11 protein-coding genes are annotated in these 16,158 nt (G+C 72.8%); 8 read left to right on the forward strand and 3 right to left on the reverse strand.

The genetic code is table 11. From position 1 onward, the window contains the following. Positions 1-104: 104 nt before the first annotated feature. The 3 genes from ACZ7RU_RS27835 to ACZ7RU_RS27845 all read right to left on the reverse strand — a co-directional run bounded on the left by ACZ7RU_RS27835 (position 105) and on the right by ACZ7RU_RS27845 (position 9,063). Positions 105-3,254: an amino acid adenylation domain-containing protein gene (locus ACZ7RU_RS27835; RefSeq protein ID WP_470343706.1), complete on the reverse strand. Its 3,150-nt coding sequence runs from the start codon at positions 3,252-3,254 to the stop codon at positions 105-107. Further along, positions 3,251-7,174, reverse strand: coding sequence for a non-ribosomal peptide synthetase (locus tag ACZ7RU_RS27840; RefSeq protein ID WP_470343707.1), 3,924 nt, complete (start codon positions 7,172-7,174; stop codon positions 3,251-3,253). The genes ACZ7RU_RS27835 and ACZ7RU_RS27840 overlap by 4 nt, the downstream gene beginning before the upstream one ends. 155 nt (positions 7,175-7,329) lie before the next feature. Further along, complete coding sequence (locus tag ACZ7RU_RS27845) at positions 7,330-9,063, reverse strand: condensation domain-containing protein (RefSeq protein WP_470343708.1); 1,734 nt, start codon at positions 9,061-9,063, stop codon at positions 7,330-7,332. Between the two features lie 441 nt (positions 9,064-9,504). Here ACZ7RU_RS27845 and ACZ7RU_RS27850 point away from each other — a divergent pair, with 441 nt between their 5' ends. Genes ACZ7RU_RS27850 through ACZ7RU_RS27885 form a run of 8 tightly spaced genes read left to right on the forward strand, consistent with a single transcriptional unit; the run spans position 9,505 to position 16,157 of the window. After that, positions 9,505-11,022, forward strand: coding sequence for an AMP-binding protein (locus ACZ7RU_RS27850; protein WP_470343709.1), 1,518 nt, complete (start codon positions 9,505-9,507; stop codon positions 11,020-11,022). Further along, positions 11,019-11,282, forward strand: coding sequence for an acyl carrier protein (locus tag ACZ7RU_RS27855; protein WP_470343710.1), 264 nt, complete (start codon positions 11,019-11,021; stop codon positions 11,280-11,282). Before ACZ7RU_RS27850 ends, ACZ7RU_RS27855 begins: the two co-directional genes overlap by 4 nt. Before the next feature lie 2 nt (positions 11,283-11,284). Continuing rightward, complete coding sequence (locus tag ACZ7RU_RS27860; RefSeq protein WP_470343711.1) at positions 11,285-12,343, forward strand: anthranilate phosphoribosyltransferase; 1,059 nt, start codon at positions 11,285-11,287, stop codon at positions 12,341-12,343. Further along, on the forward strand, positions 12,340-13,143 hold the full coding sequence (gene trpA / locus ACZ7RU_RS27865; protein ID WP_470343712.1) for a tryptophan synthase subunit alpha: 804 nt from the start codon (positions 12,340-12,342) through the stop codon (positions 13,141-13,143). Before ACZ7RU_RS27860 ends, trpA begins: the two co-directional genes overlap by 4 nt. A 12-nt stretch (positions 13,144-13,155) precedes the next feature. After that, positions 13,156-13,530: an ectoine synthase gene (locus ACZ7RU_RS27870; protein ID WP_470343713.1), complete on the forward strand. Its 375-nt coding sequence runs from the start codon at positions 13,156-13,158 to the stop codon at positions 13,528-13,530. 12 nt (positions 13,531-13,542) lie between these two features. Beyond that, complete coding sequence (locus ACZ7RU_RS27875) at positions 13,543-14,682, forward strand: acyl-CoA dehydrogenase family protein (protein WP_470343714.1); 1,140 nt, start codon at positions 13,543-13,545, stop codon at positions 14,680-14,682. Between the two features lie 6 nt (positions 14,683-14,688). Next, positions 14,689-15,381 carry a phosphoribosylanthranilate isomerase gene (locus ACZ7RU_RS27880; RefSeq protein ID WP_470343715.1) on the forward strand — a complete coding sequence of 231 codons (693 nt, stop codon included), beginning with the start codon at positions 14,689-14,691 and terminating at the stop codon, positions 15,379-15,381. Continuing rightward, positions 15,378-16,157 carry an indole-3-glycerol-phosphate synthase gene (locus ACZ7RU_RS27885; protein WP_470343716.1) on the forward strand — a complete coding sequence of 260 codons (780 nt, stop codon included), beginning with the start codon at positions 15,378-15,380 and terminating at the stop codon, positions 16,155-16,157. Before ACZ7RU_RS27880 ends, ACZ7RU_RS27885 begins: the two co-directional genes overlap by 4 nt. Position 16,158 lies beyond the last annotated feature (1 nt).

Here is a 16,158-nt window from a genome sequence, read left to right on the forward strand (position 1 = left end):
GGGCCGTCGGGACTTCCGGTGTCGCGGGTGGTGCCGGGGTTTCGTCCGGTTGGGAAGGGGTGTGGACCATGCCGAAAGTGCTTCCTGTGATCGCCGTCAGGGGCTCAGAGTCGTGTACGGGGTGCGAGAACCGGTACGGCCGCGGCGTCCGGGGCTTCGCTGAGCGCCTCGACCAGGCGCGCCGGCGTGGGTGCCTCGAACAGGGCGCCGAGGGTGACGTCACGGCCGAACCGCACCCGCACCCGGTTGACCAGCCGGGTCGCGAGCAGGGAGTTGCCGCCCAGCGCGAAGAAGCCGTCGTCGACTCCCACCTCGGGCCGGCCGAGCACCTCGGCGAACAGCGCGCACATCGTCCGCTCCGCAGGGGTGCGCGGGCCGGGCCCGGACGGTGCCGGTGCGGGGTCCGGGACGGGCAGCGCGGCCCGGTCGATCTTCCCTCTGGGCGTCAGGGGAAAGGCGTCGAGCGTGACGATCGCCGAGGGCACCATGTAGTCCGGCAGCGCCGCGGCGGCGTGCTCCCGCACCGAGGCCGGGTCGAGCCCCAGGGCCCCGGCCGGGACGACGTAGCCGATCAGACGCCTGCCGGGCGAGGCGCCCGGGCCGGCGACCACGGTCGCCTGGGCGACGGCGGGGTGCCCGGCCAGGACCGCCTCGATCTCGCCCAGTTCGATGCGGAAGCCGTGGAGTTTGACCTGCTCGTCCGCGCGGCCGAGGAACTCCAGCTCCCCCTCGGCGTTCCAGCGGACCACGTCGCCCGTGCGGTACATCCGCTCCCCCGGTTCGCCGAACGGGCACGGCACGAACTGGGAGGCCGTCCGACGGGGGTCGTTCAGGTACCCGCGTGCCACGCCCGCACCGGCGACGTACAGCACGCCGGCCACTCCCGGCGGCACCGGCGACAGTGCCTCGTCCAGGACGTACACCCGCCGGTTGTCCACCGGTCGGCCGAGGGGGACGACGTCGGGCACGGCCTCGCCGGGGCGGAGCACCCGGCGCGTGGTGAACGTGGTGGCCTCGGTCGGGCCGTACCCGGCGACCACCACGGCGTCCGGGCACCGGGCCAGGACGCGCCGTACCGCGTCGGCCGGCACGATGTCGCCGCCGGTCCACACCTGGCCGACCCCGGCCAGCGTGCCGGGGGACTCCTCGGCGAACACCCGGAACAGGCCGGCCGTCAGCCAGAGCGCGCCGACCCGGTGGTCGACGATGAGCCGGTGGAGGTCCGCGAGCGCCAGCTCGCCGGGCGGGGCCACGACCACCCGGCCGCCGTTGAGCAGCGGCACCCACCACTCGTAGGTGGACGCGTCGAAGGCGTGCGGGGAGTGCGCGAGGACCCGCGGGCCGTCCTCCTCGCGCCAGCAGCGCTGCGCGGTCAGGCTGATGACGTTGCGGTGGCTCAGGGCCACCCCCTTCGGCGTGCCCGTGGACCCCGAGGTGTACAGGACGCAGGCCAGGTGGTCCGGGCGCAGCGGTACGACGGGGTCGGTGGCCGGCTGGTCGGCGAGGCCGGGGTCGGCGTCGGCGACGACACCCGGGGTGCCGAGGGACGGCGCGTGGTCCCGGGTCGCCTGGTGGGTGAGCAGCACCGCCGCCCCGGTGTCGTCCAGGACGCGGCGCAGGCGGGCCGTCGGGGCCCGGGTGTCCAGCGGCACGTAGGCGCCGCCGGCCTTGCTGATCGCCAGGACCGACACCACCACGTCGACGGAGCGTTCCATGAGCACGGCCACCGTGCTGTCGCAGCGGACGCCGAGGGCGATGAGCCGGTGGGCCAGCCGGTTGGCCCGGGCGTTCAACTCCGTGTAGGACAGGGTGGTTTCCCCGCACACCACGGCCGGTGCGTCGGGCGTGCGCGCGACCTCGGCCGCGAAGGCCAGCGGCACCGTGGGGTGCGGCAGCGGCCGCGTGGTGCGGTTGGCGGCCTCGACGGTCCGGTGCCGTTCCTCGGGGGTGAGGAGGTCGGGCCGGCCGATCGGCCGGTCCGGGTCGGCGGAGGCCACCGCGTCCAGGAAGCGGAGGAACCGCTGCTGGTGGGCGGCGAGTTCGGCCTCGGAGTAGAGCGCGGGGTTCGCGTCGACGTCGAGCCGGGGCTCGGTGCCGTCGGAGCGGTCGTAGACGGAGAAGGAGAGGTCCTCGACCGGCCCGTTGGACAGGTTGTGCACGGTGGCCCGGACGCCCGCGAAGTCCAGGTGGTAGTAGAAGGACATGATGTTGACGACGGGCCCGAACAGGACCCGCTCCGACCTGGCCGGATCCAGCTCCCTGCGCAGGTCCTCGCTGCGGTGGCGCTGGTGCCGGCGCAGGGCTGCGACCTCCTCGGCCACCTGTCGCACGAGTGCGGACAGACCCTGTTCGGGGTGGACGCGCAGCCGCAGCGGCACCACGTTCGCCACCATGCCGGGGACGGCCGGCGCGGAGGGGCCGGTGCGCCCGGTCACCGGCATGCTGAGCACGATGTCCCGTTCGCCGCTGAGGCGGTGGAGGTACGCGGCGACCGTCGCGGTGAAGGCGGTGGGCCAGCTCGCCCCGGCGGGTCGCGCGGCCCGCCGCAGCGCGGCCAGGGTGGGCGCGTCGAGGCTGCCGGTACGGCGCAGGAAGCCGTCCGAGGCGGGCGCCGAGCGGCTGGCGAGGCTGACGGGATCCGGCCTTCCGGCGAGCCGGTCCGCCCAGAACTCCCGGTCCTGCCGGGGCTGTTCGGACGCGTGGTAGGCGGCGTCGTGCTCCAGCAGCAGGCTCAGCGGCCCGAAGGCCGGCCCTGCGCCGGCCCTGCCCTGGACCAGTCCGGTGTAGGTCTTGGCGACGCGGCGCGCGATGAGCGACATGCTGAAGCCGTCGACCACGATGTGGTGGACGCGCTGGTACCAGAGGAAGCGGTTCGGCGCGATGGCGAACAGGGCCTGGCGGAACAGCGGGTCCCGGGTGAGTCCGACCGGTGTGGACAGGTCCGCCCGCATCCAGCGCTCGGCCGCCCGCAGCGGATCCGGTGCCGACGTGAGGTCGACGTGGTGCATCGACCAGTGGGGCGACGCGGTGACGACCTGCCGGGGGCCCTCGGCACCGTCGATGAGGCGGACGCGCAGGGACTCGGTCTCGTCCACCACCCGCCGCACGGCCGTCTCGAACAGCTCCGGGTCGATCGGCCCGGGGATGTCCACGTACTCACCGGTGTTGTAGGCGGCGCTGCCGGGGCGCAGGTGGTGGGCGAACCAGATGCCGGACTGCGCCGACGACAGCGGCAACTCGGGTCCGTCGCTCATCCGAGCTCCTCCAGGATGGCCGACAGCGCGTCGGCGAAGGCTGCGACGTGCGGCGGCGACAGCATGTCGTGATGGTTGCCGGGGACCTCGACCACGCTGAACGCCCCCCGGGTGCGATCCCGCCACCGGGCGGGGACCACGACCGGGCCGGCGAGTCCGGGGTGGGTCTCGGCGCTCGTGAACAGGTGGATCGGCGTCCTCAACCGTGCCGTCGACCGGTAGCGCCGGGCGGCGGCGCCGTTGACGGTGAACACCCGTGCCATGCGCCGAAGTTGTTCGTTGCGCCCGCGCTCGGGAAGCCGCTCACGGGCGTGCGCGTCGTGGAGCAGCAGGGAGAGGGCCTCCTGCTCGTCGAGCTCGTGGAGGTCCCCGCCTGACCCGTCGGCGGCTCCGCCAGTGGACGCGGGCGCCCCGACGTCGATGATCCCGAGGAATCCCGGGGGGTTCCCCTGCTCCTCCAGCAGACGGGCCATTTCGAAGGCGACCAGCCCCCCGAAGGACCAGCCGGCCAGCAGGTACGGGCCGTCGGGCAGGACGGACCGCAGCTCCCGCAGGTAGCGCCGCGCCTGCTCCTCGACGGTGGCCAGGGGCGGCTCGTCGGTGTTGTAGCCGACGGCCTCCAGGCCGTAGACGGGCCGGGCGCCCGCAGAGGATCCGGTGAGGTTCCCGGTCAGCTGTCCGGCCAGGTGCAGGAAGGAGCACACGTCCCCGCCCTGCGGGTGCACCAGGATCAGCGGCGCCCGGCGGCGGTCCCCTTCGGCCAGCGGAACGACCAGCCGGCGAAGGGCCCGCGACGCGTCGGGCAGTTCCGCGCACAGCCCCTCGACGGTGGGGTGGCGGAACACGGTGTTCAGCGGCACGGTGACGCCCCACTCCCGCCGGATCGCCTCCACCAGCTCGACCGCCCTGAGGGAGTGCCCGCCCAAGGCGAAGAAGTCGTCCCGGACGCCGACCCGCGGGGTGCCCAGCACGCGCTCCCAGATCCTGGTCATCAGGAGTTCCGGCAGGTCCCGCGGCGGGAGCGCACCGGCCTCGTGGCCGTGGCGGGCGGGCGCGGGCAGGGCCGCGCGGTCCACCTTGCCGTTCGTGGTCAACGGGATCCGGTCGAGCGCGGTCAGCGTGGTGGGCACCATGAACTCGGGCAGGGTCTCGCGCAGGGAGCGCCGCACGGCCGCCAGGTCACCGGGCCGGTCCTGCCACACCAGGTAGCCGGCCAGTTCGGCGTCCGTCCCGCCGCCCCGCACCGTCACCGCGGCCCTGGCGACACCGGGCTGCGCGCACAGCGCGGCCTCGATCTCGCCCAGCTCGATGCGGTACCCCCGGATCTTCACCTGCTCGTCGGTGCGGCCGAGGAAGACCAGGCTGCCGTCCGGCAGGTAGCGGGCCAGGTCGCCGGTCCGGTACAGCCGGCCGCCGGCCGCGCCGAACGGGTCGGGCACGAAGCGCTCGGCGGTCAGGCCCGGCCGGTTGGCGTACCCGCGGGTGACGCCGACCCCACCGATGTGGATCTCCCCCGGGACGCCGACGGGCACCGGGGCGCCGGCCGGGTCCAGCAGGTAGATCCGGAGGTTGCCGAGCGGCCGGCCGATCGGAACGGACCCTCCCGGCCGGGCCAGGTCCCGGTCGGCGTCCACCCGCCGGGTGACACAGCCGACGGACGCCTCGGTGGGACCGTAGCCGTTCCACAGCGTGGAGACCCGGTCGAGGAGCCGCCGGGCCAGGGCGGGCTGGAGCGGTTCGCCCACGCAGATCGCCTGGAACCGGCCGCCCTGCCAGCCGCCGTCCAGCAGCAGGAGCCAGGTGGCCGGGGTGGCCATGAGCGTGGTGACGCCGAACTCGCGCATCATCTCCGTCAGGCGCGGGCCGTCGACCGCGACCTCCGACGGGGCGATCACCACGCTGGCGCCCCAGGCCAGCGGCATGAGCACCTGGGGGACGATGACGTCGAAGGAGATCGAGGCCACCGAGGCGACGACGTCGGCCCCGCCGAGGTCCAGCTGCCGGCCGCGGACCACCAGGTAGTTGACCACGCCCTCGTGCGGGACCAGCACGGCCTTGGGACGGCCGGTCGAACCGGAGGTGTAGATCGAGTACGCCAGGTCGGCGGGCGTCGCGAGCGGCGGCAGCCCGTCCTCGGGCAGGGCCGCGACGAGCGGGGCGTCGGCGTCCAGCCACACCGTCTCGGCACCGTGTCGCGGCAGCCGGTCGGCCAGGGAGCGCTGGGTGATCAGCAGCGGCACGTCGGCGTCGGCGAGCATGAACGACATGCGCTGGGCCGGGAGGTCCGGGTCCAGCGGCAGGTAGGCGGCGCCCGACTTGAGGACGGCCAGTAGGGCCACCACCAGGTCCGCCGAGCGCGGCAGGCAGACGCCGACCAGGCGTTCCGGCCGTGCCCCCCTGACTCGCAGGTGTCGCGCCAACCGGTTGGCCCGACGGTCGAGTTCCCGGTAGGTCAGCCGCTCGGTTCCGCAGCGGACCGCCACCGCGTCGGGGGTCAGCCGGGCCCGCTCCTCGACCAGCTCGTGCACGCAGACGTCGGTGGGGAAGGGTTCGTCGGTGGCGTTGGCGGCCACCAGCAGCGCCTCGCGCTCGGCCTCGGTGAGCAGGTCCAGCCGCGAGACGGGGCGGTCGGGGTCGCCGGCCGCGGCGTCCAGCAGCCGGAGGTAGTGGCCGACCAGGCGCTCGACGGTCGCGCGGTCGAACAGACCGGTGTCGAAGGCCACGGTCCCGGTCGTGCCGGCAGCCCCGGCCGTGCCGCTCGGCCGGTCGGCTATCACCAGGCTGAGGTCGACCTTGGCCGTGCCGTTGTCGACCTCCATCTGTTCCACCTCCGTCCCCACCAGCCGGAGGGAGGCGGTCGGGTCGGACAGGCCGGCGACCATCACCTGGAACAGCGGGTTGCGGTCGAGGCCGCGGGCCGGCCGCAGCTCCTGCACCAGCCGCTCGAACGGCACGTCCTGGTGCGCGTAGGCGTCCAGGGCGGTCCGACGGACCCGGTCGAGCAGTTCGGCGAAGCTCGGGTCGTCCCCGAGGTCGGTGCGGAGGACCACGGTGTTGATGAACGAGCCCACCAGCTGGTCGAGTTCCGGACGGGTGCGGCCCGCGACCGGCGTGCCGACCGCCACGTCGGACTGCCCGCTGTAGCGGGCGAGCAGGGCCTGGAACCCGGCGAGCAGCGTCATGAACATCGTCGCACCGTGCCGCCGACCCAGCAGCCGCAACCGCTCGGCCAGTTCCTCGGGCACCGTGAAGGTGATCCGCTCGCCCCGGCCCGCGCGGACCGGTCCGCGCGGCCGGTCGGTGGGCAGGTCCAGCGGCGAGAGCCCCGACAACTGCTCGCTCCAGTAGTCGAGTTGGTGCTGGAGGCGTTCTCCGGAGAGCCGGGCCCGCTGCCAGTGGGCGAAGTCCGCGTACTGGATCCGCGCGGGCGGCAGCCCGTGCTCGCGGCCTTCCATCCGGCTCCGGTACATCGCCGACAGGTCGTCCCACAGCAGCGGCATCGACCAGCCGTCGACCGCGATGTGGTGGACGACCACCACCAGGACGTGTTCGTCCTCGTCAACCCGCAGCAGCGACGCGCGCAGCAGCGGGGCGGCGGCCAGGTCGAACGGGCGCAGGATCTCGGAGTGGACGAGGTCGAGGGCCAGCCGCGTCCGGCGTTCCGCGGGCTCGGCCCGGAGGTCCGTGACGGGCAGGTCGATCGGCCGGGCCGGCTCGACCGAGGGAACGGGGCGCCCGTCCCTCTCGGGGAAGGCGGTCCGCAGCACTTCGTGGCGCCGTACCAGCTCGGTGAGGCTGTGGCCGAGGGCGGCCACGTCCAGCGGGCCGCGCAGCCGGAAGACCTCGTGGACGTTGTACATCGCCGGGCCGTCGGACAACCGCTCGACCAGCCACATGCGTTCCTGGGTGAACGACGTCACCCGCTCACCCTCCGGGCGGGGTGGGACCGCGGCCTCCGGCTCGCCCTCGGCGGCCCTGTTCCGGGCCGCGCGGACGCGTTGATCGAGCAGGGCCCGTGTACCGGCCTGGGTGGAACCGGCCGGTCGGCCGGGCTCGGGGCGACTGTGCTGTGCCTTCACGGGTGACGGGCCTTTCCGACAGGAAGCGGTTCCGCCTCGGCGGCGCCGAGGTCCGCCAGCAGCGCCGCGTCGATGCCGTCGGCGAGTTCGGCGACGGTCGGGTGGTAGAAGAGCAGGACGACCGGCAGTTCGAGGTCGAGTGCCCGGCCGAGTCGGGACATGACCTTCGAGGCGAGGAGCGAATGGCCGCCCAGCTCGAAGAAGTCGCTGTGCACGCCGTCCGGGGTGACTCCGAGCACCTCGGCCCAGGTCTCCAGCACGAGGAGTTCGGTCTCGGTCTCGGTCCCGGCGGCGGGAGCGCCGGCCCGGTCGGCATCGGGCCGCGGGGCCGCGGGGTGCACGGTGGGAGCAGCCGGAGAGGCGGGAGCGGCGGGGCTCACGCGGAGGCCGGGAGGGGTCTCCCAGGCCGATATCGGCCGTTCGGGAGCGCCGACAAGATGGTCGAGCAGCGTCGTGAAGCCCGCGGCGAGCTGCCGCACCGTGTCACGCTCGAAGAGGTCGGCGGCGTAGCGGACGACACCGGTGAGGCGATCGCCGAGGTCCGTCAGGGAGACCTCGATGTCGAACTTGGCTACCTCGTTCGGTATCTGATGAGCACTCACTTCCAGACCGGGAAGGCCGGACGGGAGCGGGGGCGGATCCTCCAGCTGGAACATGACGGTGAACAGCGGGTGTTGGCCGAGATCGCGTTCGGGCCGCAGCTCCTGCACCAGCTGCTCGAAGGGGACGTCCTGGTGGGCGTAGGCCTCCACCGCGCACCGCCGCACCCGGGCGAGCACGTCGGTGAAGCCGAGGTCGCCCGACAGGTCGGCGCGCAGGACGAGCGTGTTGACGAAGAAGCCGACCAGCGGCTCCACCTCGATCCGGGTCCGCCCGGAGATCGGGGTGCCCACCGTCACGTCGGCCCGTCCCGTGCAGCGCGCGAGCAGGACCTGGAAGGCGGCCAGCAGCGTCATGAACGGCGTCGCCTCGTGGGCGCGCCCCAGGGCGCGGATCCGGTCGGCGAGTTCCGTCGGTATCTCGATCTCGACCTGGTCGCCCCGACCCGACCACACCGCGGGGCGCGTCCGGTCCGTCGGGAGAGCCGACGGGGTCATGTCGGACAAGTGCTCACGCCAGTAGGCGAGTTGGCCTTGCAGTGCCGTTCCGGCCTGGTGGCTCCGCTGCCAGGTCGCGAAGTCGGCGTACTGGACGGGCAGGTCCGGCAGGACGATCGGCCGACCGTCGACGGCGGCGCCGTACCCGGCGGAGAACTCCTGCCACAGCACCGGCAGCGACCAGCCGTCACAGGCGATGTGATGGATCACCAGAACCAGCAGGTGTTCGTCGGTCGCGATGCGGATCAGTCGGGCCCGCAGCATCGGCGCGGTCCCGAGGTCGAAGGGGGTCGCCAGATCGGCGGCCACCAGCTCCCGGGCCCGCTGCCAGGCCTGCTCCACCGGGGTGTGCGTCAGATCGGTGATCGTCGGCACGAAGGTCTCGACCGGCTCCGTGACGTGGCACGGGCCGTCCTCGGAGTCGACGATCCTGCCGCGCAACACCTCGTGGCGCCGCACGACTTCGGTCAGCGCCCGGACGAGCGCCTGCTGGTCCAGCCGGCCACGCAGGCGGACCGCGGTCGGGACGTTGTGGTCCGGCCGGCCCGGCCGCAGCCGGTCGAGGAACCATAACCGTTGCTGGGCGAAGGACAACGGGTTCGGAGCGTACGCGCTCCGATCGGAGCCAGGCATGACGGATCCACCTTTCACGGCGATCGGGACCGCATAAGCGTCCCGGAAAATCCCCTCGCCGATTCGCTGGTTCGCGAACAGTACGGCGGATACTAGGCAGCTCCCGTCTCACACCGCAAGACGGAGAAGAGGGTCGAAGGCGTCAGGACAATCTTTACGCCGGACCACGGTAATCCTTATGCAGATTGAACACGCTCGACCGCTAGCATCTGCGCGGCCGACTGCGGGACGCGCTCTGACGTGCCGTCATGATGCCGGTCGAGCACCCCACTTCCGTGGACGGGCAGCACGTGATAATTCTTCTTTCGCCGGGAAGGCGGCCGGATGGGCCCCCTTTCGTGTCGGCCCTCCATTGTTCCGAATGAGATCGGTGAACCCGTTGCATGAACTCATCCGTTGTCTATGGAGCCCACCCTGTTGCATGAACTCGGAGAAGTCATGATGCAGCAGCAGAGCCTGGTGGGTTCATTCGTCTCGCACGCCGCCGACCACCCCGGCGATCCGGCCCTGGTATGGCACGGGGAAGAGACGACCTACCGTGAACTCCACCGGCTGGCCGAGCGGGAGCGCCTGCGGATCGCCCGGCTCGCCCCGGACGAGGACGAGCCGATCGGCATCCCGGCCGACAAGTCGCCCTCGACGATCGCCCTGGTGCTCGCCTGCCTGCTGGAAGGGCGGCGCTTCCTGTTGCTGCCGGCGCCCACGCCGGAGGGGAGAGCCTCCCACGCGTCGGCCGAGCGAGCCGGAATCCGGCACATCCTGTCGCCGGAGGGCCACCGGGCTCCCGGCCCCGGGCCGGAGACCCCCGACCAACGGGCGGAGCCGATGGCGCCGCGCGCCACGGAGCCCGGCGACGTCTCTTTCATGTTCACCACCTCCGGTTCCACCGGGCGGCCGAAGATCGTGCCACTGAGCACGGGGGCGGTGGACCGCTTCACCACCTGGGCCGGCGAGCGGTTCGGCATCCGTCGGGGGACGACGGTCCTCAACTACGCCCCGCTCACCTTCGACCTGTGCCTGCTGGACGTCTGGACCACGCTCAAGTACGGCGGTCGCGTCGTCCTGGTCGATCCGGCCCGGGCCACCCACCCGGGCCACCTGCTGGACCTCCTGGACCGCCACGCGGTCCAACTCGTCCAGGCGGTACCGATGTTCTACCAACTGCTGGTCGGCGCGACCACGGAGAGCGGCCGGCGGCTCGACACCGTCGAGCACGTCGTCTTCACCGGCGACAGCCTGCCCGCCCGCTGCCTGGCCGAGCTTCCGCGCCTGTTCCCCGGCGCGCGGCTGCACAACGTCTACGGCTGCACCGAGACCAACGACAGCTTCCTACACGAGGTCGACGGCACCGAGCCGGCGGACGGCCCGGTGCCGATCGGACGTCCGCTGCCCGGCGTCCACGCGGTGATCGTCGGTGCCGACGGCGGGATCGTGACCGGGCCGGGCACCGGCGAACTCCACGTCGCGACGCCCTTTCAGACCGACGGCTACCTGGACCGGGCCCAGGACGCGGACAGGTTCGCGACCCACCACCACGACGGGGAGACACGGCGCTACTTCCGCAGCGGTGACCTCGTCCGGCGGGACCGGGACGGCCGCATCACCCTGGAAGGCCGGAACGACCACCAGGTCAAGGTCCGCGGCACCCGGGTCAACACCCACGAGGTCGAACAGGTGCTGCTCGACCATCCCGAGGTCGTCGAGGCGGCCGTGGTGGCCGTACCCGACCCGGTGGCCGGCCGCCTGCTGCGGAGCGTGGTCCGCCGCGCCCCGGATAGCCGGCTGAACTCGCTGGCGCTGCGCCGGCACTGCGCACAACGCCTCCCGCTCACCGCCGTCCCCTCGACCCTGCAGATCGTGGACGACCCGCTGCCCAGGACGTCCACCGGAAAGATCGACCGCGCGCCCGTCGAGCGCGCCTGCTCCCCGTCCCAGCCCACCGAAGGAACGGCCCCGTGAACCACACCGCGGTAGTCACCCAGTTCATCATCGAGGAGTTCCTGCCCGACGTCGGCGCGAACGAGCTGGACTCCGACTACGACCTCGTGGACGGCGGGGTCATCGACAGCCTCGGTCTGCTCAAGACGATCGCCTGGCTGGAGGACCGCTTCGACGTGCGCGTCGAGGAGTTCGACCTCGACCCGGACAGCTTCCGCTCCGTCCGCTCGATCAGCAGGTTCATCGACCAGGCCCAGCCGCACCGGACGGACGCCCCCTAGTCATGCACAAGGTGCTGCGAGCGCTGATCCGCCGGGACCGCGCCGTCGACCAGGAGCTGTGGGGGTCCTTCTGGGACCAGCTGCGTGACGGCGCGCTCCGGCCCGGCGAGTCGGTGGCACTGCTGTCCTCGCTGTCCACCCGGATGCCCGATCGGGACACGCTGGTCGCGATGCTCCGCTCGCTGGACGAGCGACGGCCGGCCGTGACCGCGCGGCTGGACGGCACGGCCAACATCGTCGGCACCGGAGGCGGGCCGGCCACGTTCAACATCTCCACCGCGGCGGCCTTCCTCGCCGCGGCCATGGGCGTCCGCGTCGTCAAGACGGGATCCCGCGCCTACACGAGCACCTGCGGCTCCCATGATCTGCTCGACCGTCTCGGCATCGGAAGGACCGCCTCGTACGAGCGGACCGAGGCCCAGCTGGAACGCTTCGGCATCGCCTTCCCGGGGAACTTCGTCTACCCGCGGGAGGTGGCGCTGCTGGCCCGGAGCATCGTGCCGATGGACCTGCGGATGATCGGCGGGTTCATCAACTCCGTCGGCCCCTTCCTGGCCGCGGTGCCGGTCTCCGCCCAGCTCGTCGGCGTCTCGGACCGTTCGATGCTGCCGGCGCTGGGCCAGGTCGCCGCCACCGTCGCCGACCGGAGGATATGGCTGTGCTCCAACGAGCTGGGAATCGACGAGCTCGTCGATTCCGTCGACAACCTCGTCCTCACCAATGACGGCACCGACGCGATCCGGCTGCCGGCCGAGGCTGCCGGCTCCGGCCCCAGGACCGCGACCGCGACCGCGACCGCGACCGCGACCGGCACGATCGCCGAACTACGACCGGCCGCAGGAGGGGAGGACGTGGTCGACCACTTCCTCGGTGTGCTCTCCGGAGCGGGCAAGGCGCTCGCCACGCGGACCGTCTGCCTGAACGCCGCCGCACTGGCCGTCGCGAGCGGGCTGATCGACGGGTGGCCGGAGGCGATCCGGGCAGCCGAAGACGCCCTCCGCGGCGGCGCCGCCCGCGACCTCGTCGACCGCCTCCGCGCCCGACCGGCGCGAGCGCGGTGAGCGGGTTCTTCGCCCGCCGGCCACCGGACCGGCCCGGCCTGGCGGTGTTCCTCAACGCCGGAGATCCACCGCTGCCCGTCCTGGCCGACGTCCTGCGGATGCTCGACGACTGCCGGGTGGACTGCCTGGAGCTGGCGGTGCCCTTTCCGAACTCGGTCACCGACGGGCCCGTCATCCGCCGATCGGCCCAGCGGGCCCTGGCCGACGGCGTAGGACTCGACGAGGTGCTCGACTTCCTCGGCGGGGTCCTGCCCCGGCTGCGCCACCTGCGGGTGGCACTGCTGGCCGACTGGAGCCACACGGTCAGGGACCTGACCGTGCCGGGCTTCGTCCGGCGGGTCGCCGACGCCGGCGTCCACGGGCTGCTGGTCCACGGCCTGCCGCCGCGGCTACGGGCCGACTGCCTCGAAGCGGTGCGGGAGGCGGGGCTGCCCCTGGTCGCCACCTGCTACGCCGCGTCGGCGCCCGAGGTGAAGGCCGCCGCCGCCGAGTGCGCCACCGCGTACCTGTACCTGGTGGCCCACTACGGCCGCAGCGGCGGCGGGCTCACGGCCGACCACCGGGAGCTGGCCGCCGCGCTGACCGCACTGCGGACGAGGACCGTCGTACCGATCGCCGTCGGGTTCGGCGTCCGCTCCAGGGCGGACGTCGACCTGCTGCACGGCCTCGGCGCCGACGCCGCGGTCGTCGGCAGCGCCGGGGTCGCCCGGATCGAGCACGCCCTCGCCGAAGGGGCCGACGTGGTCGAGGAGTTCCACACCTTCGTTCAGACCGTTTCGCCGTATTCACCAAGCCGCTAGGAGGCACACCCGATGATCGTCCGACACCTTGCCGAGGTGAAGACCGTGGACTGGGGCAACGGGCTCAGCCGCAGGTTCCTTCTCGAATCCGACGGCCTGGGCTACACGATGACGGACACCACCGTCCGCGCCGGCACCAAGTCGCGGCTGGAGTACCGCCGCCACCTGGAGGCGTGCTACTGCATCGAGGGGAAGGGCGAGGTCGTGGACACCGACGGCACGTCCCACCCGCTCGAACCGGGCACCCTGTACGCGCTCGACCGGAACGACGCCCACTTCCTGATCGCGAGCCCGGACGAGGACCTCCGGCTGGTGTGCGTGTTCTCGCCCGCGTTGCGCGGCGACGAACGCCACGACCTGGACTCGGCCGACTTCTCCGAATACTGACAGGACTCACAGATGATCAGGTGGAACGCCGACCAGGTCGCCCTGGGCGACGGGATCGCCCGGTGGTGCGAGGAGCTCAGCTCCGGCCACCTCGAAGGGGACGCCGAAGGAGCCTTCCCGTGGGACAAGTGGAAGCTGATCCGGAGGTCCGGAATCCTCGGCCTGCCCTTCGACGAGCAGTGGGGCGGTCTGGGCCAGGACCTGCTCACCACCATGCACGTGCTCGAACGACTCGGCACCGGGTGCCGTGACGGCGGACTGAACTTCTCGGTCGCCACCCACCTGGTCGGCGTCGGGGTCCCGCTGCAGCGGTTCGGCTCGCCGGAGCTCAAGGCGCGCCACCTGCCGGGGATCTGCTCGGGAGCGACGATCGGGGCGCACGCGATCAGCGAGACCGAGAGCGGCTCCGACGCGTTGGCGATGAGGACCACGGCCACCCGCGAGGGCGACGGCTTCGTCCTGCGGGGCGGCAAGGCCTTCATCACCAACGGCCCGGTGGCCGACGTGTTCGTGGTGTACGCGCGCACCCACCCGAGCAGCGGCCCGCTCAGCATCACCGCCTTCGTCGTGGAGCGGGACACCCCGGGCCTCGTCATCGGGCCGCCCGTCGCCACCATGGGCCTGCGAACCGCGCCGCTGGGCGAACTGCACTTCGACGACTGCAGGATCCCCGCGTCCGCCGTGATCGGCCGGGTCGGGTCCGGGTTCCTGGTCCTGGACCACGTGATGAAGTGGGAGATCCTCTGCTCCTTCGTCATCAGCACCGGACAGATGCGGTACCGGCTCGACCGCTGCGTCGAGTACGCCAAGGAACGCGTCCAGTTCGGCAGTCCGATCGGCTCGTACCAGTCGGTCTCCCACAAGCTCGTGGAGATGAGCATCGGGCTGGACACCGCGCGGAAGTGGCTCTACGACACGGCGGTCCGGCTGACGGCGGGCGAGAACGTCACGAGGGACATCGCCGTCAGCAAGCTCCTCGCCAGCGAGAGCAACCTCTCCTCCGCGCTGGCCGCCGTGCAGATCTTCGGCGGCAGCGGCTACCTGGCCGAGTACGGGCTGGAGAAGGACCTGCGCGACGCGGTCGCCGGCCCGATCTACTCGGGCACGTCGGAGATCCAACGCAACCGCGTCGCCGCCATGTTGGGGCTGTGACGCCCGATGCTGCTCAAGATCTGCGGAGCCGCCTCGGCCGAGGACGTGGCATCGCTCGACCGGGCCGGAGCCGACCTCGTCGGCCTGTGGCACGGCGTTCCGGGAGGCCGTTCCGAGCTGACGCTCCGTCACCTCGCACTGATCGCGGACGCCGTACACCGAACCGTCCGGCTGCGCCCGGTCCTCGTGACCTTCCTCGACGACGCCGAGGCGATCCGCACCGCGACGGCCGCCGGGCGGGTGCCGTGGGTCCAACTGCACGGCTACCAGCCGCCCGGACTGGTCCGCGCCCTGAAGAGCACCACGGACCTCACCGTGGTCAAGGTGCTGCACCTCGGTGCGGACACCCGCGCGGAGCGGTCCCTGATCCCGGCCTACGAGCGGGCGGGAACGGACCTCTTCCTGCTGGACGCGGTGGCCGGGGACGGCCGGATCGGCAGTACCGGGCGACCGGCCGACCGCGAAGCCGTCCTCGGGATCGCCGACCGCCTCTCCCGCCCCTTCCTGCTGGCCGGGGGCATCTCGGCCGACAACCGGGAGGACTACCGGGCGGTCGTGGACCACCCCCTGTTCCTCGGCATCGACGTGGACACCGCGGCCAGGGACCCGGACGGACGGCTGAGCACCGACCGGATCACGGCCGTGCGGCGCGGCTGGCGGGTGCCGGACGGCCCCGGGGCGGCCGGAGGTCCCGGATGACCGCCGCCTTCATCGAGGCGCTGCTGGACGCCCGCCGACCGGTGATCATGGAGCTCAAGCGCCAGGACTCCGCCGGGCACGACCTGTTCGGTGGCAGGTCCGCCGCCCGGCTGGTCGCCGACTACCGGGACGCCGGCGCCCCCTGCCTGTCCGTGGTGACCGGGCGGTGGTTCGGCGGCACCCCGGACCTGCTGCGCGAGGTCGTGCGGGCGACGGACCTGCCCGTCCTGCAGAAGGACTTCATCACCCGCCGCGGCCAACTGCACGAGGCCCGCGAGAGCGGCGCGTCCGCGGTCCTGCTGACCGCCGCGCTGCTGCCGCGCGCCACCCTGGGCCACCTGGTCGAGCACGGCCTGCGCCTGGGCCTGACGCCGTTCGTCGAGGTCACCACCGAGGAGGAGATCAGCCGCGTGCCACGTGCCGAGGAGTGCGTGATCGCGGTGAACAACAAGGACATCGCCGACCGCGAGCGCGGCGCGGGCGACCTCGGACGGAGCTCGTCACTCCTGCCCGCGGTGCTGAGCAGCGGCACCCGGTGTCCGGTGAGCGCCGGGGCCATCCGCTCCCCCGACGATGCCGCCCGTCTCGTCGAGGAGGGCTTCGCCGGTGTGCTCATCGGGACGGGCCTGCTGCGCACCCCCAGCCTGCCGGCCTGGCTGGACGGCCTCGACGCCCGCCTCGCCACCCGTCGCGGCACCCGCCCCGACGCCGGCCACGAACCGGCTCCACCCCTCCGCCGCCCGGCGGACCCCCCGAGCACCGACATCCGGAGGTAAC

It is taken from the genome of Kitasatospora sp. NPDC114501 (assembly GCF_055633695.1).

Coding starts and splice junctions, on each gene's coding strand:
- ACZ7RU_RS27835 (WP_470343706.1), bottom strand. CDS start 3,254: ATGAGCGACGGACCCGAGTTGCCGCTGTCGTCGGCGCAGTCCGGCATC.
- ACZ7RU_RS27845 (WP_470343708.1), bottom strand. CDS start 9,063: ATGCCTGGCTCCGATCGGAGCGCGTACGCTCCGAACCCGTTGTCCTTC.
- ACZ7RU_RS27850 (WP_470343709.1), top strand. CDS start 9,505: ATGCAGCAGCAGAGCCTGGTGGGTTCATTCGTCTCGCACGCCGCCGAC.
- ACZ7RU_RS27860 (WP_470343711.1), top strand. CDS start 11,285: ATGCACAAGGTGCTGCGAGCGCTGATCCGCCGGGACCGCGCCGTCGAC.
- ACZ7RU_RS27870 (WP_470343713.1), top strand. CDS start 13,156: ATGATCGTCCGACACCTTGCCGAGGTGAAGACCGTGGACTGGGGCAAC.
- ACZ7RU_RS27875 (WP_470343714.1), top strand. CDS start 13,543: ATGATCAGGTGGAACGCCGACCAGGTCGCCCTGGGCGACGGGATCGCC.
- ACZ7RU_RS27880 (WP_470343715.1), top strand. CDS start 14,689: ATGCTGCTCAAGATCTGCGGAGCCGCCTCGGCCGAGGACGTGGCATCG.
- ACZ7RU_RS27885 (WP_470343716.1), top strand. CDS start 15,378: ATGACCGCCGCCTTCATCGAGGCGCTGCTGGACGCCCGCCGACCGGTG.